The following is a 24,426-nucleotide window of genomic DNA, read 5'->3' on the forward strand; positions in this document are numbered from 1 at the left end:
TCCCCGGCGCCGGCACACGCTGATACGGGTGGCTTTGTCCGGCGCACGCTGATTCCGCTTTTGGTCGCTCTGGCCTATGCCTCATTTTTGACCAGCCTGCCAATCGACGCATTCAAGGATCGCGTTGTTTATTTCGCCTATACTACCACGAGTGACGTGATATTTTACCGATATCTTGTTTATGATATCAAAGCGATATTTGCGAATGAACCTATTTGGCTGTACATCAATGTCGTTCTTATTAAATTTCTTACTCCAGATCAAATTCTTCAAACAATCATATTTTCTTCATCTTTTTTAACTTCTTTTATATTGATGAGAAGAGAAAATAAAAATCTTTTCTGGATCATGATATTTCTCCTTGTTCCAGCCATTATTAAAAATTATATCGTTCACCTTCGGCAAGGATTGGCCATCGCAATCTTTATAGCGGGATACTATTCTCAATCGCGAACATTAAAGCCAGTTCTATTGGGCATCACGCCGTTTATCCACTCATCATTTTTCTTCATTTTGATGATGGCAGGTATCAACTACGCTACCGGCATCATGAAATTTCCTCTCTGGATGCGCATAACATTCATCACCGTCTGTTATGTCGCTACGGCTTCACTGCTCGAAGTCGTAGCGTCCGGCGTGGGCGCCCGCCAGATCCTGGAATATCAGGGCGCGGCGATCGACGTCAGCGGGGTTGGATTTGTTTTCTGGACATGCGTGTTCCTGCTCTTCCTGTCGTCCGGCGTCATCTTCCTGCGGCAGCACACTCTCCCCGCCTCGCTTCTGGCATTCTACTTAGGGACCTATTTTATCGTGCCGTTTGCGGCCCGTATTCTCGAGAGCGGCCTCTTTCTGATCCTGATATGCGGCCTCGCGATGCAAGGCTGGCGAAAAGCCGCTTTCCTGACCATGCTGATCCTGTTCATCCTGATGACCTATTACTTCCAGAGTAACGAGCCATGGCTCGGCTGGGCCGCATAAATGTCGCGGCCAAGGCGGATCGTCGCCCATATCATTACCGGGCTGAACGACGGCGGAGCCGAAGCCGCATTGTTTCGACTTTGTACAGCCGACCATGAAGCGCGCCACCTTGTTGTGTCACTGATGGGGCCGGGGAAATATGGCCCACTGCTCGAACAGGCGGGTGTCCCGGTCCTCAGTCTCGACATGCCCCAGGGGAAAATCAGGCTTGCGGCGTTGTGGCGACTCCGGAAGTTCCTGGTCGATACCCGCCCCGACGCCGTGCAGACGTGGATGTACCATGCCGATTTCCTCGGTGGAATTGTCGCCCGAACCGCCGGCATCAGGAACCTGTACTGGGGAATTCACAATACGACGCTGACCCGGGGGGAAAGTACGAGCACCACTATCCTCATTTCGCGGCTTTGCGCGATCCTGTCCCGATTTGTGCCCCGCGCCATCATATGCTGCGCCAAGAAATCGGCCGAAGTGCATGCGGACCTTGGGTATCGCGCGTCGATTATGCATGTAGTCAACAACGGCTATGACCTGTCGCAGTTTCGCCCCGACGGTCGCGCCGGTCAGGCGGTACGGTCGGAACTGGGGCTCGACGGCGAAGCGCTGATCGGATTCGTCGCGCGCTTTGATTCCCAAAAGGACCACCGCAACCTGTTCCGCGCGCTTCGCTTACTGAAGTCGCGGGGGCAAACGGCAAGCTGCCTTCTCGTCAGTACCGGCATGGACAATTCGAACGACGCCTTGGCCGCAATGGTGGACGAATTTGGATTATCCGGCCAGCTTCGCTTGCTGGGACGCCGCGATGATGTACCGGCGATCATGAACGCGCTTGACGTGCATATCCTCGCATCGCTCGCTGAAGCATTTCCCAATGTGCTGGCGGAAGCGATGGCATGCGGGACGCCATGCGTTTCCACAGATGTCGGCGACGCAGCCATTATTCTGGGCGACACCGGCTGGATTGTCCCGCCCGGGGATATCGAGGCGATGGCACACGCAATCGGCCGTGCCCTCGCCGAGCTAGGCAGTTCGACTTGGCAGCGGCGGCAACATAACGCGCGGCGCCGTATCGAATCGCGATTTTCAATTAAGCAAATGGTAGAAGGCTATCGGGCTGTGTGGTTCGGCGAAGCCAGGGAAACACACCTTTGAAAATCGCCGTCATTTCCAGCTTCGCCCGCTCCCTTCTTAACTTTCGCGGCCCGTTGATCGCGGAAATGGTGAAACACGGGCACGAGGTTCTGGCGCTCGCACCGGACCATGATGATGCGACCAGGTCGGGACTGGCAAAGTTGGGGGCTCGGCCGATCGATTACCGCCTTTCGCGCGGGGGAACCAATCCGCTACAGGACATCGCGGCGCTCCTTGAGCTTTACAGGATCCTGCGCAAGCACCGCCCTGACGTCAGTTTCGCGTACTTCGTAAAGCCAGTGATCTACGGGACGCTTGCAGCGCGTCTTGCCGGAGTGAAACGACGCTATGCGATGATTGAGGGGATGGGCTTCGCCTTCACCTCTTCCGAAGGGCAAGGCTGGCGCCACAAGGCTCTACAGGCGATTGTGACGGGGTTGTTCCGCCTGTCGCTGACCTTCGCGACAAAATTGGTGCTCCTCAACCCCGACGATCGGAACGAGTTTCTGGATCGCCGCCTCGTCCGCGCGAATAAGACCGCTTTGCTGGGCGGCATCGGCGTCGATCTCGACGAATGGCGCTATAGGACGCCTACTACAGATCCCATAACTTTCCTATTCGTAGGTCGGTTACTACGCGACAAGGGGGTCGAAGACTATATCGCCGCCGCCCGCCTCATCAAAAAGACGCACCCGGCCGCAAAGTTTTTGCTCGTCGGCGGCCATGATCTCAATCCCGCTGCCCTCCCGCTCTCGCTCGCGGAGAGCTGGGTAGCCGAAGGCCTCGTCGAATGGCCGGGACATGTTCCGGTTCAGGCCTGGTTCGCCCGCGCAAGCGTCTTCGTCCTTCCATCCTATCGGGAGGGGGTGCCGCGGAGCACGCAGGAAGCGCTGGCGGTCGGGCTGCCCGTCATCACGACCGACGTGCCGGGATGCCGCGAGACGGTGGTCGACGGCGTGAACGGCATGCTCGTGCCCGTGCGAAACCCCGAAGCGCTCGCGGAAGCCATGCGCTTCTTCGTCGAAAATTCCGAAAGGATCGTACCGATGGGGATCGAAAGCCGCAAAATGGCCTGCGAACGCTTCGACGTGCACCGGCAAAATCAAAAACTCTTGCAGCTCACCGACTTATGAGCCTCCGCTCGTCGATGCAGGAAGGACCGGCGTGTTCGACCGGGCGTCGACATTCTTCTCCCCGGCCGCGGCCTGCGACAGTGCCAAGTCGCCGATTTGCGCATCCAGCCCCACCGCGCCGTCGGGAACAGTCACATCGATCGAAACCCAGTACCAGCCGCAGGCCGACGGCGGGACCGACACAATTTCGCGGTTCTTGCCGGGTGCGAGGACGACCGAGGCAGCTTTTTCCTGAGCCCCCTCTTCAGCGCACTGCAAACTCACCGCCAGGGCATTTTTCGCAATCGCCTGTTCGCTCGACATCGTCCACGACAAGGCGTGATTTCCGCTATTCAAGCGAACGAGCTGGCGCGCCGCGAAACCCGACGCGCCGGGAATGGCGGAAACTACAATCTGCTTGTTGGCCTTGTCGATCGAAGCGCCCAGATTTCCCTCCGACGACAGCTGCCAATCGAATGGCGCGAAAACAGGGGCGTCGGTAAAGACATCACCGCTTAAAATTGCGGACGATGCTCGCGAGCCTGATTTGCCGCGCTTCAACGGCCTGGCGAGGCCCTGCGCCATTTCAAACTCGCGAATCGCAACAAGATTTTCCACCAGTTGCCGGTCGGCCGACGTCATATCCTTTTTGGGCCACGACCCGCGCGCGATAGCGATCCTGATTTTTGCGGCATTCACCAAGCTGCGCGGGCGCGCCAGCACCGCCGACCAATAATAGTCGGACCAGGCGGGCGCCGGCCCGACGATCGGCACGAGTGCCGCTACCGATCGATCCTGCGCCGTCGCCTCCGCCATGGCTGCGATGTAGACATTCCGGACCGTTTCGTCGGTCAACATCGCACGCGAAAGCCAAAGGAATACAGTCGCTTCATCGCCTGTGTGACCGGCAGCCTCAATCAGTCGGCTCGAAACCAGCGAACTGCGGCGGCTAAGCCTGCCGGCGGCTTCGAGTACGGCTCGCCCCTTGTTGGGGGAGCCGGCGCCTGAAATTGACATACCCATGATGCCGATGGCCGTGATGGCCAGGGGATCGCTGCGATAGGCGGTCTCTGCCAACCGGGTTTCGAACCCGTTGACCTTGACCGCTGGCTCATTTGCCTTACGCTGCGCTTCCGCCTGTCGCCGCGCGAGCGACCCGAGTGCTAGGGCGCCGTTCGCGGTCTGCGTGAAAGGAAGGTTGAGCGCGGCCGTCGTCGCCGGGGACCTGCCCTGGTTAGCAATCGCATAGCTCCAGACGGCAACGACAACTGCCCCTGTAACGCCCGCGAGCCAACCCGATATCCGCGCAACATTCATACTCGATCCAAAAGCCTTAAAAGCTCGTTAGTCCTTAGGCGACTCCGCGCCGTAGCTGTAGCCATAGCCATAGCCATAGCCATAGCCATAAAGCTGATTTCTCGCCCCAACCTTGGTCACGATTGCACCAAAAATTTTCGCCCCCGACATCCGCAAACGCATCAACGCGGTTGCGATGGCGCGGCTCTTCGTCGAATTTGCCTCGATCGTGAACAGTACGCCTTCGACGCGACGCGCGATCAGCGGCGCATCTGCGAGGCCGAGCAGCGGCGGCGAGTCGACGAGCACATGATCATATCGCTGGAGCAGCGTCTTGATCAACTGGTCGAGCCGCTGGCTGCCCAGCAGTTCCGCTGCATTGGGCGGCACCTTGCCCGCGGTGATGATCGAAAAACCGAATTTGGAAAGCTCGGAAATCATCCCGTTCACATCGTCATCGCCCGCAAGATAATGGCTGAGACCGCGGCTATTGGGAATGTCCAGATAACGGTTCTGCGACGGATTGCGAATGTCGGCGTCGACCAGAATCACCGACTTGCCGGTTGCGGCAAGCACCGTCGCGAGACACAGCGACGAATTGCTCTTGCCCTCACGCGGCTGCGACGAGGTCAGCATGATCGTCCGCGGCGCCCCATGTGTGGTCAGGAAGCTCAAGTTCGTCATCAACGAGAAATAAGCTTCATACGCAGGCGACTTCTTGTCGGTAATCGCCTCGGCGACCTCCTGTCCGACCACTTCGGGAATTGCGCCCAAAAGCGGCAGACCATGGCGTTTGGTGACATCCTGCGGATCACGGATCGAGCTGTCGATCTTTTCGAGCCCGAATATAGCGCCCGCCGCAAGGCCGGTGCCCACAATCAATGAAATCAGAATGTTCAACCAAAGAATGGGGGTCGAAGGCTTTTCCGCCGGAAGCGCGCGGTCGACAACCGAAATATTGTTCGTACCGACCCCGGCAACGCCGATTTCCTTGTAGCGCTGCAGCAGCCCCTCATAAAGCTGCCGGTTGGAATCGACTTCGCGCTGGAGGATCGCCATTTCGATCGAGTCACGCTGCTGCACATTATATTTCTGCAGCAAGCCGTCCATTTCCGATTGCAGTTCGCGTTCGCGGCGCATCGCCGCATTATAGGCTTCGCGCGTTCCGCGCGTGGCCCGCCCAGCTTCGTCGCCAATCGCACGATCAAGCGTCGCGACCTGCGCACGCAGCGACACGATCTCGGGGTAATCGTCTGCGAAGGTCGTCTGCTTGCGCGAGAGCTCACCGGCGATTTCTGCACGCTTTTGGCGCAGATTGCCAATCGTTTGCGCATTTTGCGAGGTGACGCCGGTCGTGCTGTTCGCAAGGTCCGCCTCTGCGGCGATCCGGGATTCGCGGGCCTTGGAAAGCGATGCACTGACATCGCGAATATCGGCGGCGACCAGCGTCTGGTTGCGCGTGCGGCCATCGCCGTCAGTCTCCGATGAAATGGTCACGATGCCCTTGTTCGTGCCATAATTGATCAGCGACCGTTCCGAGGTTTCCAAATTCTGACGGAGCGCTTCAAGTCGTGTTTCCAAATAACTTCGCGCGTCAGACGTCGCGGCGAAACGACGATCGATGGTAGCCTGTAGGAACTGTTGCCCCCACAAATTGGCGAGTTTGGCGGACAGCTCAGGCGACGGGGTCGAAAAACTGACGTCCACTAGGCTGGAACTGCGAACCGGCGACACGTCCAGCAGGTCGAGCAAGATATTTTTGGCGGACCGGGCAACATCCTGCCGCTGCGCGCTCGTCATCGCGCCTTCGGGGACATCCAATTTGAACGCGGCAAGGAAGCTCTTGTCGTTGGTCAGATTGCCTGCCCGAACGACGCGTTCAGCCAGCGAGTCCGATTTCAATAGTGAATATTGCGTGTTGTAGAACGAGAGCTCGTTGATCAACTCCTTGTCTCGCTGACCTTCTACCGACGTCGCAATTGGGGAATCTGGCAGAACTTCAAGCCGGATTTTTGACGTGAACTGGGGCGTCGCCAAAAAGGGCGCCAAAATACCGAGCGCGAGCGTGGCGAGAATGATACCAATCACCAGATTGCGGTGATTTAATAATGCGGCCCATGCGTGCTCCACGACCGACAGGGCGGAAGGTTGCGAGGGCTCGTAATAGCCTCTCGCTTCGCCCTCAGGAATAACCGTCGTGCCATTGGGCAGCAGATCGGCCGGGTTCTGTGCGACGTTATTCATAATGCGACCTGGTCCGCCCCTAAAAATTTGTTGCAATAAGAATGAGCGGCGAAAGCAGCGCCGGGACGACTTGCAAGATGTCCTTGAACTGGCGACGAGCCACGGAATCTCCAACCACAATCACATCATTCGGAAAGATTTCCGGATCGGCATAATTCCCCCGCCGAATGCCTTCCAGATTATAGATGCCGACATATTTTTGGTCGCCGACGTCCCTGAACACAACGACATCCTCTAGCTTGGCATATTCGCTCACGCCGCCGGCCAATGCGACGGCACGCATTAGCGTCACGCGCCCAACAACGGGATAGGCGCCGGCCTTGTTCACCTGGCCATCGACAGAGACCGACTGTGACTGAAGTGCGAGTGGATTGTCCGAAGACTTGAAATTCACGGTCACGCTGGGATCGCGTACGTAGCGGCCGGCAAGCTTCGAACGAATATCCTCAGCGACCGCGGTCGGGGTCTTGCCCGCTGCTGGGACCACACCAATTAAAGGAAAGGTGAAATTCCCCTGCCCATCCGTCATGATGTCGCGCTGCATCTCTTCGACGCCGAACACTTCGACCCGAAGCTCGTTGAACGGGCCGACAAACGACAGCCGGGCCGAGCGGACCATGTCCGCTGCTTCGGGCTGTGGAAGCGCCTTCATCGCGGTCACCGGACTGCCGGGACTGCTCGCCACGGGAGCTGGTGAGTGCGCGCAACCGGCGACCAGCATCATCATGATGGCAGCGATAAAGCGAAAGGAGGTCATGGGGTGCAAATCAATCCAAATTGAAAAGAGGAGGAGGCTATAGAGGCAATGGGCCGCGCTTCAAGCCCAATCCTCACACCGTTCGAACCATTTTCGGGCTGCAAAGCATGACTATCAGCACCACGGCAAAAGCCTGGATTGAGGGCACACGAAGCGGATATTCGGCAATACTTGCCGTCGCCAAGAGCCCGACTACAACTATTACGGGAAGACGAAGGTCGCCCCTGCGCGCTCCAAGGAGATTACGCAGCCCAAGGCTCCAGAACCGTATCGCGAGCCAGAGGATCAGGCCCAGCACAACCAGCGCGAACGGCGCTCCGCCGGTGATCAGCAGTTCTGCCCAGTCATTGTGGGCATGATTGAAATAATTCGCCTGCAGCAGATTATCCGGTTCGTAAATCTTGTACACGCCAGGAAAAGACCCGAAGCCACTACCCAGCTGCCAATAGGTTTCAATCATCGACTGTACCGTCGGCCAAGCCTGGACGCGAAGATCCCCCGCAACATCCTCGCCAAAAGCGCGGCTGAGCGATGTCACACGATTGGTGAGGAAAAGCACAGAGCCCAGCGCAGCAACCAGCAGCACTGGCGGCGAATAAATTAGATATCGCGCCAATTTCGGCGCGGGCGTGCCGCGTCGGGTTGGCGTGGACTCCTCGGATTGGGACCGCCAGGTCAGCACCACCATCAGATAGCTTATGGCAAAGGCCGCGCCCGCAGCAAGGAAGCCAAGGCGCGAGCCTGTGAAGGGAGTGACCACCACAATGAAAAGACCCGCAGCGCCAAGCAGCCCGACAAGCAATTTGTTGCGCCGTTTCCGGAATTAGTTCATCGCGAAGCGCCGCGCCGATAAGCGCAACCGCGGCGGCGAGAAACAACGCGTGATGATTGCTGTTCGCAAACAGGCCGACCATGTTAGTCACGTTGGTAATGCGATAGAGATAGAAGGCGCTGCCCGGACCGGACAGCATCTGCATCACTCCCAGCAGGACACTGAAGCAGGCGATGCCGATGATTGCGAGCGTCAGTCGGCGGTAGTGTTCGGCGGGGGCCTGTGCGGCGACCAGCAATGCCGCGAGCGGAACCGTCATCGCGAGCAAACTGTTCATGGTTTGCGACGGCGAAAGCGAAATCGGCCGCCAGAGGCCGGATTGTCCGACCAGCCCATCGATCTGCACGATAATTTCACGGCCGGGGAGCGCATGCCAGACTTCCGGGGGCAGGGGAATCAGCTGGATCGCCATCCACACCGTCGCGGCGAACCAGAGCGTCAGTGGAACCCGGAATGCGGTGCCAGTCTTCCGAGCTGAGGCGCGTCGCCGCCCAACAGGCGAACAATAATGATCCGCCGCGCAAAATCGGCAGCGACGCAACGTCGCTGCGCCCGCTCCCGCCAAACAAGACGACGAACATCAGAAAAAAGACCCGGAATCCATTCGCCCCAAGCGAAACTGAGACCAGCCGATGAACGCGCCGTGCGTGTGGATCTTCTGTTCATTACATTCGCTATTCAAGGGGTTCGCTCGCCGCAATGCGCACGATGAGTTCGGCGCATAAACGCAGCATCAACAGGTGACAAGGGGGGCGCCTCGGTCAGGCGGATATTTCAATCGACTAAGACGGTTTAGGCGGCAACCGCCTCGACCACGGTATCCACCTCCGCCACGATAAACCATCGCTGGCCTCCCTCGAGCGCGAGGCAAGCGAGCGCACCGGTGCGAAACGCCCCGATGTCCACGCCGATCCGGTTCAGCTGTTCGTCGGGGCGAGCCGATATGCTGTGCCCGTGAACGACCATCTTTCCATAGTCACCGAGATGATCGAGAAAATCTTCGCGATCCACCGCAAGTCGGCGATCGTCTGCTTTTCGAGCGGAACGCCCGGCCGGATACCCGCATGGACGAAAAGATAATCGCCGATCTCGACCATATCCTCGCCATTACTCATAAAATCGATGTGCGATTGCGGCACGAGCCCGGGCAATCGTTCGGCGACTTCCTCGAAGCTGCTGTCGGCGAAATTCTCGCCCTCGGGCCAGTAGCTCTGCACCGTCGCATCGCCCCCGATGCGCATGAAATAGCGCAGCCGGCGGACATTCCCGGTCAGGGCGGCAAGAAAACATTCTTCGTGATTGCCGATCAGGAAGCGCAGGCCGGGAAATTTGGCGCGCAACTGGATCGCGCGTTCGACGACTTGGGACGACTGGGGTCCACGATCGACGAGGTCGCCCAAAAGCACCAGCGTCAGCTCGGCTGGCGCGCGGGCGGCGTGGTCGGCCCGGATCAGATCGATCATCTGCGCGAAGAGATCGTCGCGCCCATGGATGTCACCGATCGCATAGACACGCTGCCCGGCTGGAACGGAAAAGCCCCGGCCAGCACTCTCAACTTGTTTAGCCTTCCGCTTCCAGAACATTCCGTTTCCAGTTAAAACCCGGTTCGCGCAAAATGGCGGCGCGCATGCCCCGGCCCCCTACTCCGCCTCGCATCCGGTGACAATAACGGCTTTGCAGCGCAGACGTTGCATCGCCAGAGATCTTTCTGCCTTTCCTCCAGCGGCTATACACGCTTAAGGGTGTTGCAAGTTTTGCCGGTTAACGTTGTCGCCCGCCCTCATGATACCGTTGTGACCGCGCATGGCGCGGGAGGACTAATGATAAAAGTGATGGCCGTCTTCGGCACCCGCCCCGAAGCAATCAAGATGTTTCCCGTGGTACACGCCCTGCACACCCATGCCGGTGTTGACGCGCGCGTCTGCGTCACCGCGCAGCACCGCGAGATTCTGGACCAGGTGCTCGACATCGCGCGCATCACGCCGGACATTGATCTTGATGTTATGCAGGCGAACCAGTCGCTTGATAGTCTTCTCGCCCGGCTGGTCACCGGGCTCGGCGAGACGTTCGACGCCGAAAAGCCCGGCCGCGTTCTCGTTCACGGCGATACGCTCACCACAATGGCGGCCACCCTCGCCGCCTATTTCCGCAAGATACCCGTCGGCCATGTCGAGGCGGGATTGCGCAGCGGTAACATATATCACCCCTGGCCCGAGGAGGTGAACCGCAAGGTCGCTGGCGCGGTCGCGGATCTACACTTCGCACCGACCGAAACCGCCGCCGCAGCGCTCCGCGCCGAGAATGTACCGTCCGATCGAATTCACATCACTGGCAATACCGTTATCGACGCGCTGCTGGCGACGAAGGCGCGGATCGACGAGGAGCCGACTCTGGCTGCCGGGCTCGATCCGCTCGTCGCGCGTTTCGCGGACAAAAGGATCATCGCCGTTACCTCGCACCGCCGCGAGAATTTTGGTGACGGTATGAAAGCTATCGCCGATGCGATCGCGGCAATTGCCGCACGCAGCGACGTCGCGGTCGTCTTTCCGGTCCATCCGAACCCGCATGTCCGCAGCGCGATGGAGCCTATCCTCGGTGCTGTCCAAAATGTCGCGCTGATCGACCCGCTGGACTATCCGCATTTCGTTCGCCTGCTCGCGATCTCGAACCTTGTGCTGACCGACAGCGGCGGGGTGCAGGAGGAAGCGCCTTCATTCGGCAAACCCGTCCTTGTCATGCGCGAGACCACCGAGCGCCCCGAAGGCATTGCGGCGGGCACTGCACGACTTGTCGGAACGGACAAAGCGCGTATTGTTTCCGAAATTTTCAGGCTTCTCGACGATAAGGACGCCTATTCGGCCATGGCCCGCGCCCATAATCCCTTTGGTGACGGCACGGCGGCCAAACAGATTGCGGAGATTGTTGCGCGTGCCCATCGATAGTGAACAGACGGTCACAGTTCTCGGGCTGGGTTATATCGGTCTGCCGACAGCGGCGCTGATTGCGCGCTCGGGCTGCAAGGTGACGGGCGTCGATGTCAGCCAGCATGTCGTCGACACCGTCAACAACGGCAAGGTGCATATCGAGGAAGTCGATCTCGACGGCCTCGTCCAAGGTGTCGTTTCGCGCGGCGCGCTGGTCGCTTCGACCGAGGTCGCCCCCGCTGACACCTTTGTCATTGCGGTACCGACTCCGCACGACGACGAATATCGGCCCGATATCGGTTACGTCCTCTCAGCCGCGCGCGCCATCGCACCAAAACTGGAAGCTGGCAATCTCGTCATCCTCGAATCGACTTCCCCCGTCGGCACGACCGAAAAGGTCGCCGCGCTCCTCGCCGAGCTTCGCCCAGATCTGAAGGTTCCGGGCGCCTGCACCGGCGCCGCGGACATCTTCGTCGCCTATTGCCCCGAGCGCGTCCTGCCGGGCCGTATCCTCGTTGAGCTGGTCGATAACGATCGTTGCATCGGCGGCATCACCCCGCGCTGCGCCCGCCGCGCGATGACCTTTTACCGCCAGTTCGTGCGCGGCGCCTGCGTCACCACCTCGGCGCGCGCTGCCGAAATGGTCAAGCTGGTCGAGAACAGCTACCGCGACGTCAACATCGCCTTTGCCAACGAGCTGTCGATGATGGCCGAGCAGATGGGGGTTGATGTCTGGGAGGTGATCCGCCTCGCCAACCGCCACCCGCGCGTCAATATCCTGCAGCCCGGCCCCGGCGTCGGCGGCCACTGCATCGCGGTCGACCCGTGGTTCCTCGTCCATGGCGCCCCCGAGCATAGCCGCCTGATCCGCACCGCGCGCGAGGTCAATCTCGCCAAGACCGCGCATGTCATCGGCGCGGCTGAAATGCTGGTATCGCAGCATCCGGGCGCGCGGGTCGCTTGCCTCGGCCTCGCGTTCAAACCCAATATCGACGATTTCCGCGAAAGTCCGGCGGTCGAGGTTGCAGCGGCGCTGGCGCGGAGATTTGGTCAGCAGGTCCAGATCGTCGAGCCCTATGCGCGCGGCCTGCCGATGGAATTCGCCGGGACTGGCGCAGAACTGATCGATCTCGACAGCGCGCTTGCAGCCTGTGACATTCTGATCGTGCTGGTCGATCATGACCTGTTCAAATCGATCCCGCTTGAAGAACGAAGCGAAAAGATCGTCTATGACACGCGCGGCCTATGGCTCGACCAACCACCCCCGGCGAACGGCAGCCGCCTTCATCGGGCGGCCTGACGCAGCACGGCTTGACCGTCTGCCAATGCCCACGCATGCTGGGGGTATGCTGGCACGCCTGAAAACGATCGTCGTCGAAAAGCCTTGGGGACGCACCGATATACCTCTGGATTTCGGGGATTTCGGCGACCGCCGGATCGGCGAAATCTGGTTCGCGCACCCCGACGGCGATGCGGCGCCGATCATGGTCAAATTTCTCTTCACGTCCGAACGCCTTTCGATCCAGGTTCACCCCGACGACGTCGACGCACAGGCTGCAGGCTTCGCGCGGGGCAAGGAAGAATGCTGGTTGATCCTCGATGGCCAGCCCGGCGCCGAACTTGGTGTCGGGCTCAATGTCGTGACGACGCGCGAAGCGCTCCACGATGCCGCGCTCGACGGAACGATCGTCGATATGATCGACTGGCGGTCGTCGAAAAACGGCGATTTCGTCTATAACCGCGCCGCCACGATCCACGCGATCGGTGGCGGGCTCACCGTCGTCGAGGTACAGCAGAATGTCGACTGCACCTATCGTCTCTACGACTATGGCCGCCCGCGCGAACTGCACCTCGACGAGGGACTGAAGGTCGCGAACCCCGGCCCAGTCCACGACCCGCGCGACACCTTTGTCAATCCGGACGCCAACCGCCTGCTCGTCAGCGGGCCGCATTTTTATTTGGCGCATCTGGCCGCGCCGATTGATCAAACGCTGCTCGAACGGGCGACCGGCGAGCTGACATTCGTGCCGCTAGCGGCCGGTTGCCGTGTCGGGGGCGAAAGCGTGCGGCTAGGCGAAGCGGTCCTGCTCACCGATCCGTTGACGATCGCGATCGACCTGGGCGCTCGCGCGCTGCTAACCTGGCCCGCCTAAACGCATATCCGCCCTCCCCTTGCGGCCCCGCTCGCGATCTCCCATATCCCGCCGCATGACCAATCCTCATGCGCAAAGTGCCGCGCCCTGGCACGGAACCACCATCCTCTCCGCTCGCACCGCCGACAAGGTCGTTGTCATCGGTGACGGTCAGGTGTCGATGGGCCAGACGGTGATGAAGCCCAACGCGCGCAAGGTACGCCGCCTCCACGACGGCAGCGTCATCGGCGGTTTCGCCGGCGCGACCGCCGATGCGTTCACGCTGTTTGAACGGCTCGAAGCCAAGCTCGAACGCCACAACGGCCAGCTGCTGCGCGCTGCGGTCGAACTCGCCAAAGATTGGCGCACCGATAAATATCTTCGCAACCTCGAGGCGATGATGATCGTCGCCGACAAGGAGGTGACGCTGGTCATCACCGGCAACGGCGACGTCCTCGAACCCAAAGGCGGCATCGCCGCAATCGGTTCGGGGGGCAACTACGCGCTCGCCGCCGCCACCGCCCTCGCCGAGTATGAGAAGGACGCCGAAATTCTGGTCCGCAAGGCGATGCAGGTCGCCGCCGAAATCTGCGTCTATACCAACGACCAGTTCACCCAAGAAACCATCGAAACTCAGGCGTAAGACAGATGAACAAGGACCTGACTCCCAAGGCGATCGTCGCTGCCCTCGACACGCACATCATCGGCCAGGACGCGGCGAAACGCGCGGTCGCCGTCGCACTGCGCAACCGCTGGCGCCGCCAGCAGCTGTCCGCCGACCTGCGCGACGAGGTGACGCCGAAGAACATCCTGATGATCGGCCCCACCGGCTGCGGCAAGACCGAGATTTCGCGGCGCCTGGCCAAGCTCGCCGATGCGCCGTTCATCAAGGTCGAGGCGACCAAATTCACCGAGGTCGGCTATGTCGGCCGCGATGTCGAGCAGATCGTGCGCGATCTGGTTGAGGAGGCGGTGCGGCTGGAAAGGATCGCCGCCGCGAAGCCGTGCGCGCCGCCGCCGAGGAGGCCGCGATGGAACGCCTGCTCGATGCGCTGACCGGCAAGGGCGCTAGCGAGGCGACGCGCCAGAGCTTTCGTCAGCGCATTCGTGAAGGCCATCTCAACGATAGCGAGGTCGAAATCGAGGTAGCCGACGCGCCGTCAATGCCCTTTGAACTGCCCGGCCAGCCTGGCCAAATGGGCATGATCAACCTGTCCGACATGCTCGGTAAGGCAATGGGCGGCGCGCCCAAGAAGCGCCGCAAGCTCAAGGTCATCGAAGCCGCGACGCGGCTGATCGAGGAAGAACAGGACAAACGGCTCGATCAGGATGACGTCGCCCGCATCGCGCTCGCCGATGCCGAAGCCAATGGCATCGTCTTCCTTGACGAAATCGACAAGATCGCGGTGAGCGATGTGCGCGGCGGATCGGTCAGCCGCGAAGGCGTGCAGCGCGACCTGCTGCCGCTGATCGAAGGCACCACCGTCGCGACCAAATATGGCCCGATGAAAACCGACCACATCCTGTTCATCGCCTCGGGCGCTTTTCATGTCGCCAAGCCGAGCGACCTGCTGCCCGAATTGCAGGGGCGCCTCCCGATCCGCGTCGAGTTGAGCGCGCTGACCGAAAGCGATTTCGTGCGCATCCTCAGCGAGACAAAGGCGGGCCTTCCCGAACAATATTCGGCGCTGCTCGGCACCGAGGGTGTCAGCTTGTCATTCACCGATGATGCGATTGCTCGCGTCGCCAAACTCGCAGCCGAGGTGAACGAACGCGTCGAAAATATCGGCGCGCGGCGCTTGCAGACGATCATGGAAAAGCTGGTCGAAGAGGTCAGTTTCGGCGCCGAAGACATGTCGGGTACCACCCTCGCCATCGATGCCGCCTATGTCGAGCGCCAGCTGTCAGAGATTGTCGGTGATGCCGACCTCAGCAAATATGTGCTCTGAACGCCTCTCGTTCCGACGGGCTTAAATCATACTCTTTTCAGCCGGTCGTTTGCCGAACTTCATTTGACTTTTTCGGCGTGACAATGCGATGAACGGTGCGACACGGTCGACACGGGTTGCAACCGACCGGCGCGGAGACAGTAATGACAGACGAGGACGTCGCCCCGGAGCAGGGCGAGCTGGCGATTACGCGCACCGGCGATCGGCTTCGGCTGGCGCGGGAAGCCGCGGGATTGTCGCTTGCTGACGTGGCGACGCGGACGCGGATCACCCAGCGTCACCTTTCCGCGATTGAAAAGTCTGATTTCTCGGAACTTCCGGGCCGAACCTATGTCACCGGCTTTGCCCGCGCCTATGCCCGTGCGGTCGATCTTCCCGAAGCCGAAGTTGGCGCCGCGGTGCGCCGTGAACTCGAAGAAGACGCTTATGGCGCGCGGCCGCTTTACGAAGCTTATGAACCCACCGATCCGGCGCGGCTGCCGACTGCCCGGATGACGTGGACGCTGGTCATCATCGCCTTGCTCCTCGCATCGGCTTACGGCGTGTGGCGTTTCCTGTCGGTCGAGCCGGGCGAAGCGCTGGTCGCCGCGCAGAACCGCGCCGCCGATGCCTCCGAAGCACCGCAGAGCGACGCCGCGGCGCCGCCGACGACCAAGGCCGGCACCGCTCAGTCGGCCATCGCCGCCAATGCACCGGTGGTGCTAACAGGCATTTCCGAGGTGTGGATCGGCTTCGACGACGCGGCGGGCAAGACCGAAAATTGGCGCACCCTCGACCCGGGCGAAACCTATCAGGTGCCGCCCGAATATATCAATCAATTCACGCTGCGCACCAGCATTCCGCAGGCACTGAAAGTCACGGTCGGTGGCCGCGACGTCGGGGCGATCGGCCCCGCCGATACGCTGGTCAAAGGCGTTTCGCTCAAGCCTGCCGATCTGGTGGCCAGGGCCGAAGGTAATGGTGCACCCAGCGCTGCGGCGCCTGCGGCACGCCCGCTTCCCAAGGGCTGAAACGGCTATGTTTTGGGCCGGCACGAACGGCAGTGCACCGAATTGGGTTTGCGCTGCCGCACTCTGCGGCGTTATGAACGACAGAATGGTTAATTGGTGGGGGCCGAACGGCAGATGAAGATGCGTCAGATCACTTTCCTTGGAGCCGCAACGATTGCGCTGGCGGCGACCATGCCCGCTCCCGCTCAAGAGGGCGCGATCGACAAGCGGGTCGAACGGCTCGAAAAGGAAATGCGGGCGGTCCAGCGCTCGGTGTTCCCCGGCGGCAGCCCGACCTTTTTTGAAGGCGAGATTGCACCTGACAACACGCCCGGCGAACGCGCGCGCAGCAACGCCCCGGTGATCGACCTGACCGCGCGCGTCGATGCATTGGAAAGCCAGCTCCAGACGCTGACCGGTCAGACCGAACAAAACGCTTTTCAGCTACGCGAGCTTGAAAAGCAGTTCACCGCGTACAAGACCGAGATGGACAATCGCTTCGCCGATCCTGCGGCCACCGCGACCCCGGCCAGCCTCGCGCCTGCGCCAGCGGTGAAGCCCCCTGCGGCATCATCGACGGTTGCGGCCGCGCCCGCGAAAAAACCACCCGCGGCTGCGGCCAAACCTGCGACTACCACGCCGAACGCAGCGCGGCTCGCCCTGGTCAAACAGGTCGAGATTCCGGCGACCGGCAATGAAACCAAAGACGCCTATGACTATGGCTATCGGCTGTGGGAAGCGAAGCTCTACCCCGAGGCGCAGGTGCAGTTGAAACAGGTCGTTACCAAATGGCCGACCAGCAGTCAGGCCAGCTTTGCCCAGAACCTGCTCGGCCGCGCCTATCTTGACGAGGGCAAGCCCAGCCTGGCCGCCGTGGCTTTCTACAATAATTACAAGGACCGCCCCAGCGGCGCACGCGCGCCGCACAGCCTGATGTACATGGGGGTCGCGCTCGACAAGCTGGGCCGCAAGGCCGACGCCTGCAAGGCGTTCCGCGAACTCGAAGAAGTCTATGGTGACAAGGCCCCGCAGGATGTCCGAACCGATGCAGCCGCCGCCAAAACAAAAGCAGGTTGCTGACCGCGACAGTGCTGACCGGCTCGCGGGCGATCTTCGCGCGCTTGCGGGACCGAATGGCACCGCTTGCACTATGGCGTCGCCGTCTCCGGCGGCCCTGACAGCATGGCATTGCTCTGGTTGATGGCGACGCTGCTGCCCGGACAGGTCTGGGCGGCGACGGTCGATCATGGCCTGCGCAAAGGGTCCGACAAAGAAGCGCGCATGGTCGCCAGTTTTTGCATGCGCGAACATATCCCGCATTCGATCCTCCGTCCCGCCGTGCCGATCAAAGGCTCGCTGCAGGCCGCCGCGCGTGCCGAGCGCTACCATCTGCTCGAGCAGTGGCGCGGCGCCAATGCACTCAACCATATCCTCACCGCACATCATGCTGACGATCAGCTCGAAACGATCGTCATGCGCCTAAACCGCAGCAGCGGCGTCGGCGGCTTGTCCGCGATTCGCTCACGCAACGGCGTCGTCATGCGGCCGTTCCTGCACTGGCGGCACAGCGATCTGGTCGGTCTGGCGCTCGAGAATGATCTGCCGTTTGTCGATGATCCGTCGAACAGCAACAATCGTTTCGATCGCGCCCGCTTGCGGCAGGCGCTGAAGTCACAGACGATCCTCGACCCCGCCGCCGCGGCCCGATCGGCCGGCTGGCTCGCCGAGGCCGACGAGGCGCTCGACTGGGCGGTCGAGCGCCTCGTCGCATCCTGGCCCGACGCGTCCGACATCGCCGTGATCCGCAACGAATCCTATCCGCCCGAGATGTTCCGCCGCATTGTGGCATTGCGCCTGCGCGCCAACACCCCGCAACTGGCGGTTCGCGGCGCTTCGCTCGACGGCGTCATCGCGGCGATGCAAAAAGGCAAGCGCGCAATGGTCGGCGCATTGCTGATCGACCCCGTTCGCGGCCTTGAGGGGACGATTTGGCGCATTTCTGCTGCGCCGCGACGGAAACTGCCCAAAAAGGCCTGATTGCCTCATTGTCATTTAACCTGATTATCCTATCTTGTTGAGATAGGAGCGCGGCGCCGCGCCGATTAGGAAAGATTCCGCATGCAGGACGACAAGGAACCGCAGGGCAACCCCTGGATGAAGAGCGTGATGATCTGGAGCGGCATTTTGCTCGCCATGCTCCTTGTCGCCTCGATGTTCGGCGGAACCGCGCAGCCCGCGGGCAGCGCGATGGCCTATTCGGAATTCCGCCAGAAAATCGAAGAAGGCGCCGTCAAGGATGTCGTCCTGTCCGAAGACAAGGTGACCGGGACCCTGTCGAACGGCGATCGCTTCACCGCGAACGTCGTCCGCGATCCCGAGTTACTGAAGATGCTCAACGACAACAATGTCAAATATGACGGCAAAGCCACCGAAGCGCCCAATTTCTGGATGTATATGCTCATCCAGTCGCTGCCGTTCATCCTGATCCTCGGCATCGCATTTTTCGTGTTCCGTCAGGTCCAGAAGAACAATGGCTCGGGCGCGATGGGCTTTGGCAAGTCGCGCGCCAAGATGCTGACCGAAAAGCAAGGCAAGGTGACATTCGACGACGTGGCGGGCATCGACGAAGCACGCGAAGAGCTCGAAGAAATCGTCGAATTCCTGCGCGATCCCACCAAATTTTCGCGCCTCGGCGGCCAAATTCCGAAGGGCGCGTTGCTCGTTGGCTCGCCCGGCACCGGTAAAACGCTGCTCGCCCGCGCGATTGCGGGCGAAGCGGGCGTCCCCTTCTTCACCATTTCGGGTTCGGACTTCGTCGAAATGTTCGTCGGCGTCGGCGCCAGCCGCGTCCGCGACATGTTCGAACAGGCCAAGCGCAACGCGCCGTGCATCGTCTTCATCGACGAGATCGACGCGGTCGGCCGCCATCGCGGCGCCGGCCTCGGCAACGGCAACGACGAGCGCGAGCAGACGCTGAACCAGCTGCTCGTCGAAATGGACGGCTTCGAAGCGAACGAAGGCATCATCATCGTCGCCGCGACCAACCGCCCCGACGTACTCGACCCTGCCCTGCTCCGTCCGGGCCGTTTCGACCGCCAGGTCGTCGTGCCGCGCCCCGACATCGAGGGCCGCCAGAAAATCCTCGAAGTCCACACGCGCAAAAAGCCCCTCGCCCCCGACGTCGACCTGCGCCGCGTGGCGCGCGGTACGCCGGGCTTCTCGGGCGCTGATCTGGCTAATCTTTGCAACGAAGCGGCGCTGCTCGCGGCGCGCAAGGGCAAGCGCCTGATCGCCAACGACGAGTTTGAAGAGGCCAAGGACAAGGTCATGATGGGCGCCGAGCGCCGGTCGATGGTGATGACCGAGGACGAAAAGAAATCGACCGCCTATCACGAAGCCGGTCACGCGCTCGTCTCGCTCCACGTCGATGGCTGCGATCCGCTCCACAAGGTCACGATCATTCCGCGCGGCCGCGCGCTGGGCGTGACGTGGAACCTGCCCGAACGCGACCGCTATTCGATGAGCATGAAACAGATGAAGGCGCGCCTCGCGCTCTGCTTCGGCGGCCGCATCGCCGAGCAGTTGATCTATGGCAAGGACGAGCTGAATACCGGCGCGTCGAACGACATCCAGCAGGCGACCGACATGGCGCGCTCGATGGTCATGGAATATGGCATGTCGGACAAGCTCGGTTGGCTGCGCTATCGCGACAATCAGGATGAAGTGTTCCTGGGCCACAGCGTGTCACGCGCGCAGAACATGTCCGAAGACACCGCGCGCCTGATCGACGCCGAAGTCCGCCGCCTAGTCGAAGAAGGCGAGAATGTTGCGCGCAAGGTGCTGACCGATCATCTCGACGAGCTGCATCTGCTCGCCGGGGCGCTGCTTGAATATGAAACGCTGTCAGGCGAGGAATCGAAGCGCGCGATCAAGGGCGAGGATATCGGCCGTGAGGACGATGCCGACAAGCGCGGCACTCCGGTGTCGGGCCACGCCGGTTCGTTGCCGCAGATCAAGCGCAAGCCGCGCGGGCCGTTCGGCGATCCGAAGCCCCAGGGCGCTTAGGGCTTGAATCTAGCGCGCTCGATTCAGGGGTTATTCATTGGCTGACGGCAATTTGCGGCGCATGACATTCGGGAAACGCGCTCGCATCTTGCCTGTCTTGCTCACGGCGCCGTTGCTGTCCGCGATGGCGCCGGGTGACATGAGCGTCGCCGCCTTTCTGATGCGCGCCGATTCGCTCGCGCGGCTCGGCCCGCTCGCCTTGGCAACGCCGCAGGGCAATCAGCTGAAGGGCGAGGTCATCGCCGCGGGCAAACGCTACAAGGCGCGGATTGATGCCGATCGCCGCGCGGGCCGCAAAACCGCCAGCTGCCCGCCCGAATCGGGGACGCTGACCCCGGATCAATGGCTGGGCCACTTACGCTCCTACCCCGCACCGGTCCGCACGAAGGTGAGCATCCACGCAGCATTCGATGCCCTGATGAAGAAACGCTACCCCTGTCCTGCCTGATCCGCCATGGAGCGATCGACAAAGGAGACGGTGATGATCCGTAAATCGTGGACCATGATGACGCTGGCGGCCGCTCTGGCAATGGGAACGCAACCCGCCGCGGCGCAGGGCACCGGCGTGCTGACGAACAAGGTCGAACTGGAAAAAGTCACTCCGGCGGTCGATGGGCGCGAGCGCGAGGCGATCTACACGACGCCCGATGTCGTTGTTCCCGGCGACCGGATCCGCCTGACGCTCACCTTCACCAACAACGGCGCAGCCCCCGCGGCGGGGGTCAATCTCACCAACCCGATTCCCGAGGCATTGGTCTTCGATGGCACGAGCGACACCGCGGGTTTCACCGTCTCCGTCGATGGCGGCAAGACGTTCGGCGCTCTTGAGGGGCTGAGAGTCGCGGTTGCCGACGCCGCGCCGCGGCCTGCTGCCGCGGCGGATGTCACCCATGTGCGGTGGTTGTGGCCCGACGCCGTCGCCCCCGGTCAAAGCCGCGCAGTCGCCTTTTTCGGTCGCGTCCGGTGAATTTTGACGGCGGTGGTCGGTGACGATCTACTGTGACGAGTCGGGCGGGCTTAACGCGGGTGCGATGACCTTTGCCGCGGTGATGCTGACGCCGCAGACCGCCGCCGACATCCATGGCCGATTTCGCAGCGTCACCGGTCTTCGCGGCGAGCTCAAAGGCAGCCGGATCAGTTTGGTTGAACGCGCCTATCTCCTCGAACTGTTCGACCGTGCCGGTGGCCGCGCCTGGGTCGCGATAGCCAAGCGCGATACGCTCGCGCAAAATCCGGGCGGAACGCTGCCCAGCGATCTTTCACTCTATGCCGCGCTGCTTGATCTGGCGATTGGTCGCTGGCTGCCTGAAACGGGCGGGGTCTGCACCGACGTGGTGATCGACGATGGCCGATACGATCCCGCAATTCTCGGACGCGTGCGCGCCGATATCCAGGCCGGTCTCGGCGGGTGGGGCAGCGCCTCACTCGCCGACAGCCATCGCAGCGACGGCGTCCAGATCGCCGACGTCGTCGCAAACAGCCTGTTCAACATCGCGACCGGCTCGCCGCGCGCGCACCGTATCCAGCGGATCGTAGAGCCGATGCTTGAATCCAAGGCAATCCGCGTCGCCGAGCTGGCTACAATCGACTAAAACGAAAAAAGGGGCCGCAGCTTCCCGCGACCCCTTCGTATCAGCTATCGCAAGCTTATTCGAAGTCGTTGCCACCACCTGCGGGGCTGCGCGGCGGCGCAGCGGCAGTCAGGCGAAGGGCTTCGGCCGAGCGGCTGATCGAGCTGATTTCATCAGGTGTATCGTCATCGTCGATGACAACCTTCTGCAGCGTCGTGATCAGCGTTTCTTTCAGATCCTTCGGACGCACGGTCTGTTCGGCGATTTCGCGCAGCGCCACGACGGGATTCTTGTCGCGGTCGCGGTCGACGGTCAGTTCCGAACCACCCGAAATCTCGCGTGCGCGGTGCGCGGAGAGCAGGACCAGGTCGAAACGGTTGGGAATCTTGTCGACGCAATCCTCGACGGTAACGCGGGCCATGTTGTTTCCTTAGAATATCGGAGAGACCAGCCTTTTTGGGGGCGTGGCGGCAAGCGCTGCGCGCTAGCAGGACGGCCCGTCCGTGTCAATCGAAGCGCTGCCCTTGCGGCCCTTGCGGCCCCCCGCCTATGAGCGGATGATGACCGACGCACCCTGCCCCGCACGCGATCCCGCTACGCTGACTGCTGACGTCGCAGGCCATCGGCTGGAGGTTATCGTCGACGGCGACGAGCGCCTCGAACGCATCCTCGCCCTTCTGGGCGGTGCGATCCGCAGCATCGATATCATCATGTATATTTTCAAGCATGATACCGCCGGGACGCGCGTGCTCGATGCGATGACCGCAGCCGCGCGGCGCGGCGTGCGGGTACGCGCGGTGATCGACAGTTTCGGCTCGTCCGACATCTCCGACGCCATCTTCACGCCGCTGCGCGAGGCCGGCGGCAGCGTGACCTTTTTCTCGCGGCGCTGGCGATCGAGCTACCTGATCCGCAATCACCAGAAAATGCTGCTGATCGATGACACGGTGGCGGTGACCGGTGGCTTCAACATCGCGGCCCCCTATCTCAACAGCCAAACCGAAACCTGCTGGTTTGACCTAGGCATCGTCGTGCGCGGCCCGTCGGTGGCGCGGATGGTCGCCTGGTTCGAAGAGATCCACGACTATACCCTGAACAACGACGGCAAATTGCTGATGCTCCGCCGTCTGATCCGCGAATGGCCAGTGGAAACGGGACCGGTATCCTGGCTCGTCGGCGGCCCCACCCAGCGGCTCTCACCCTGGGCACAGGCGGTGCGGACCGATTTGGTCGGTGCGCGCCAACTCGACATGGCGATGGCCTATTTTTCCCCCGGTCAAGGGATGCTGCGGCGACTTGGCCGCGTCGCGCGGCACGGCAGGGCGCGCTTCATCATGGCGGCGAAGTCCGACAACGCCGCGACGATTGAGGCTTCGCGACTGCTCTATGGTTATTTGCTGCGCAAAGGCGCGCAGGTGTGGGAATATGTCCCGTGCAAGCTGCACATGAAGCTGATCGTGATCGACGATGTCGTTTATATCGGCACTGCCAATTTCGACATGCGCAGCCTGTTCGTGAACGTCGAAGTGATGTTGCGCATTGCCGATGCCGGTTTTGCCCAGCAGATGCGAGGTTACATTGCGGCGCAGCAGGTGAACTGCGACGACATCACTGCCGCCGAGCACAAGGCGCGCGGCGGATTTCTGACTAGGCTGCGTTGGGCGCTAGCGTGGTTTGTCGTTGCGGCCGCGGACTATACCGTTTCGCGGCGACTCAATTTCGGCCTGAGTGAAACCGATCCCGACCTGGAGGTTTAGTCTTTCCAGCCCCAGAACAGGAAGCAGGGCGGCACGTTGACCCATTCGAACGCATTGTCGATGCGGGCAAAGTGCGGGGCGAGGAAATCCCGGGCACGGGCGCGGAACTGATAGACGAGAAACGCGCCGCCGGGGCGCAGTACCGGTGCGTTGCCGCCGCAATCGCCGGGCCGACACCGGCTGGCAATGTCGAAAACGGCAGGCCCGAGAGCACATAATCTGCCTTTTCAAAACCATGCGCCGCGATGATAGCCTCGACGTCCGACGCCGACCCGTGCACCGCAATAAAGCGGCTGTCGCGGATGTCTTCGCGCAGATAGTCAATGAAATCCTCGTTGGTGTCGATCGCGATCAGCGTCGCGTCGCCCGCCATGCGTTCGAGCACCGGGCGGCAAAAGGTACCGACCCCCGGGCCATATTCCACGAACAGCGTAGTGTTTTTCCAGTCGACCGGGCGCAACATGTGGCGGATCAGCGTCGGCGACGACGGCACGATCGACCCGACCATGACCGGATGTTTGATAAACCCACGGACGAACATGCCCCATGGTCCGAAAAAGCGTTTGAGCCCCACCCGCAGCCGACGGGCCAGTGGGGCTTTCTTTTCTTGGGCCTGCGCCCGCGGATTGGTCATGTTGGCTTTCGCGTTGTTGCGGTTGGCATTGGCGTGGCAAAATCGGGGCGATGGCGCA

Annotated in this window: 23 protein-coding genes and 2 pseudogenes; 17 read left to right on the forward strand and 8 right to left on the reverse strand. The window is 61.5% G+C overall.

The genetic code is table 11. The features are described 5' to 3' along the window. Positions 1–60 precede the first annotated feature (60 nt). The 3 genes from IPF76_RS16095 to IPF76_RS16105 are packed head-to-tail and all read left to right on the forward strand — an operon-like array spanning position 61 to position 3,239. On the forward strand, positions 61–978 hold the full coding sequence (locus IPF76_RS16095) for an EpsG family protein (RefSeq protein ID WP_293846158.1): 918 nt from the start codon (positions 61–63) through the stop codon (positions 976–978). After that, positions 979–2,127, forward strand: a complete 1,149-nt coding sequence (locus tag IPF76_RS16100; RefSeq protein WP_293846159.1) for a glycosyltransferase — start codon at positions 979–981, stop codon at positions 2,125–2,127. After that, positions 2,124–3,239 carry a glycosyltransferase family 4 protein gene (locus IPF76_RS16105; protein ID WP_293846161.1) on the forward strand — a complete coding sequence of 372 codons (1,116 nt, stop codon included), beginning with the start codon at positions 2,124–2,126 and terminating at the stop codon, positions 3,237–3,239. Before IPF76_RS16100 ends, IPF76_RS16105 begins: the two co-directional genes overlap by 4 nt. On the opposite strand, the gene IPF76_RS16110 is transcribed toward IPF76_RS16105, so the two are convergent. From IPF76_RS16110 to IPF76_RS16125, 4 genes are all read right to left on the reverse strand, one after another. After that, positions 3,234–4,076, reverse strand: coding sequence for a hypothetical protein (locus IPF76_RS16110; protein WP_293846163.1), 843 nt, complete (start codon positions 4,074–4,076; stop codon positions 3,234–3,236). The genes IPF76_RS16105 and IPF76_RS16110 overlap by 6 nt on opposite strands. 486 nt (positions 4,077–4,562) lie before the next feature. Beyond that, a complete protein-coding gene (locus IPF76_RS16115; protein WP_293846164.1) occupies positions 4,563–6,758 on the reverse strand; it encodes a polysaccharide biosynthesis tyrosine autokinase in 2,196 nt (731 codons plus the stop codon). Positions 6,759–6,777: 19 nt separating this feature from the next. After that, positions 6,778–7,515, reverse strand: coding sequence for a polysaccharide biosynthesis/export family protein (locus tag IPF76_RS16120; protein WP_293846166.1), 738 nt, complete (start codon positions 7,513–7,515; stop codon positions 6,778–6,780). Between the two features lie 73 nt (positions 7,516–7,588). Beyond that, entirely contained in the window at positions 7,589–8,278 is a 690-nt protein-coding gene (locus IPF76_RS16125; protein ID WP_366499753.1) for an O-antigen ligase family protein, read from the reverse strand. A gap of 121 nt (positions 8,279–8,399) precedes the next feature. On the opposite strand from IPF76_RS16125, the gene IPF76_RS16130 reads away from it, so the two are divergent. Further along, complete coding sequence (locus IPF76_RS16130) at positions 8,400–8,825, forward strand: hypothetical protein (protein WP_293846168.1); 426 nt, start codon at positions 8,400–8,402, stop codon at positions 8,823–8,825. Positions 8,826–9,139: 314 nt separating this feature from the next. Here the strand turns inward: IPF76_RS16130 and IPF76_RS20990 are convergent, their stop codons facing one another. Further along, positions 9,140–9,358, reverse strand: a complete 219-nt coding sequence (locus IPF76_RS20990) for a hypothetical protein (protein ID WP_366499756.1) — start codon at positions 9,356–9,358, stop codon at positions 9,140–9,142. After that, positions 9,265–9,930 (reverse strand): metallophosphoesterase, encoded by a 666-nt coding sequence (locus tag IPF76_RS16135; RefSeq protein WP_366499735.1) that lies wholly within the window; start codon positions 9,928–9,930, stop codon positions 9,265–9,267. The genes IPF76_RS20990 and IPF76_RS16135 overlap by 94 nt, the downstream gene beginning before the upstream one ends. Positions 9,931–10,170: 240 nt before the next feature. Between IPF76_RS16135 and wecB the strand changes: the two genes are divergently transcribed. From wecB to IPF76_RS16195, 12 genes and pseudogenes are all read left to right on the forward strand, one after another. Further along, positions 10,171–11,289, forward strand: a complete 1,119-nt coding sequence (wecB, locus tag IPF76_RS16140; protein WP_293847382.1) for a UDP-N-acetylglucosamine 2-epimerase (non-hydrolyzing) — start codon at positions 10,171–10,173, stop codon at positions 11,287–11,289. Beyond that, on the forward strand, positions 11,276–12,571 hold the full coding sequence (wecC, locus tag IPF76_RS16145; protein ID WP_293846170.1) for a UDP-N-acetyl-D-mannosamine dehydrogenase: 1,296 nt from the start codon (positions 11,276–11,278) through the stop codon (positions 12,569–12,571). The genes wecB and wecC overlap by 14 nt, the downstream gene beginning before the upstream one ends. Positions 12,572–12,617: 46 nt before the next feature. Continuing rightward, a complete protein-coding gene (locus IPF76_RS16150; RefSeq protein ID WP_293846172.1) occupies positions 12,618–13,424 on the forward strand; it encodes a class I mannose-6-phosphate isomerase in 807 nt (268 codons plus the stop codon). Positions 13,425–13,479: 55 nt separating this feature from the next. Further along, positions 13,480–14,046 (forward strand): ATP-dependent protease subunit HslV, encoded by a 567-nt coding sequence (gene hslV / locus IPF76_RS16155; protein WP_293846174.1) that lies wholly within the window; start codon positions 13,480–13,482, stop codon positions 14,044–14,046. Between the two features lie 5 nt (positions 14,047–14,051). Beyond that, positions 14,052–15,352: pseudogene (hslU, locus tag IPF76_RS16160) on the forward strand (ATP-dependent protease ATPase subunit HslU). Between the two features lie 143 nt (positions 15,353–15,495). Next, entirely contained in the window at positions 15,496–16,362 is an 867-nt protein-coding gene (locus IPF76_RS16165) for a helix-turn-helix domain-containing protein (RefSeq protein ID WP_293846176.1), read from the forward strand. 120 nt (positions 16,363–16,482) lie between these two features. Next, positions 16,483–17,421 carry a tetratricopeptide repeat protein gene (locus tag IPF76_RS16170; RefSeq protein ID WP_293846178.1) on the forward strand — a complete coding sequence of 313 codons (939 nt, stop codon included), beginning with the start codon at positions 16,483–16,485 and terminating at the stop codon, positions 17,419–17,421. 102 nt (positions 17,422–17,523) lie between these two features. Further along, complete coding sequence (gene tilS, locus IPF76_RS16175) at positions 17,524–18,378, forward strand: tRNA lysidine(34) synthetase TilS (RefSeq protein ID WP_293846179.1); 855 nt, start codon at positions 17,524–17,526, stop codon at positions 18,376–18,378. Positions 18,379–18,459: 81 nt separating this feature from the next. Beyond that, positions 18,460–20,406 carry an ATP-dependent zinc metalloprotease FtsH gene (gene ftsH, locus IPF76_RS16180; RefSeq protein WP_293846180.1) on the forward strand — a complete coding sequence of 649 codons (1,947 nt, stop codon included), beginning with the start codon at positions 18,460–18,462 and terminating at the stop codon, positions 20,404–20,406. A gap of 88 nt (positions 20,407–20,494) precedes the next feature. After that, entirely contained in the window at positions 20,495–20,854 is a 360-nt protein-coding gene (locus IPF76_RS16185; protein WP_293846181.1) for a hypothetical protein, read from the forward strand. Positions 20,855–20,887: 33 nt separating this feature from the next. Then, the gene (locus IPF76_RS16190; protein WP_293846182.1) at positions 20,888–21,373 is read left to right on the forward strand and encodes a hypothetical protein; all 486 of its coding nucleotides are present in this window, start codon (positions 20,888–20,890) and stop codon (positions 21,371–21,373) included. A 19-nt stretch (positions 21,374–21,392) separates the two neighbouring features. Then, positions 21,393–21,998, forward strand: a complete 606-nt coding sequence (locus IPF76_RS16195) for a DUF3800 domain-containing protein (protein ID WP_293846184.1) — start codon at positions 21,393–21,395, stop codon at positions 21,996–21,998. Positions 21,999–22,053: 55 nt separating this feature from the next. Here IPF76_RS16195 and rpoZ read toward each other — a convergent pair whose 3' ends face one another. Then, positions 22,054–22,398 (reverse strand): DNA-directed RNA polymerase subunit omega, encoded by a 345-nt coding sequence (rpoZ, locus tag IPF76_RS16200; RefSeq protein ID WP_293846186.1) that lies wholly within the window; start codon positions 22,396–22,398, stop codon positions 22,054–22,056. 82 nt (positions 22,399–22,480) lie between these two features. On the opposite strand from rpoZ, the gene IPF76_RS16205 reads away from it, so the two are divergent. Beyond that, positions 22,481–23,734 carry a phosphatidylserine/phosphatidylglycerophosphate/cardiolipin synthase family protein gene (locus tag IPF76_RS16205; RefSeq protein WP_293846188.1) on the forward strand — a complete coding sequence of 418 codons (1,254 nt, stop codon included), beginning with the start codon at positions 22,481–22,483 and terminating at the stop codon, positions 23,732–23,734. On the opposite strand, the pseudogene IPF76_RS16210 reads toward IPF76_RS16205, so the two are convergent. Further along, positions 23,731–24,368: pseudogene (locus tag IPF76_RS16210) on the reverse strand (methyltransferase domain-containing protein). The gene IPF76_RS16205 and the pseudogene IPF76_RS16210 overlap by 4 nt on opposite strands. Between the last annotated feature and the right edge of the window lie 58 nt (positions 24,369–24,426).

The organism is Sphingopyxis sp. (assembly GCF_016704835.1).
Taxonomy (GTDB): domain Bacteria; phylum Pseudomonadota; class Alphaproteobacteria; order Sphingomonadales; family Sphingomonadaceae; genus Sphingopyxis.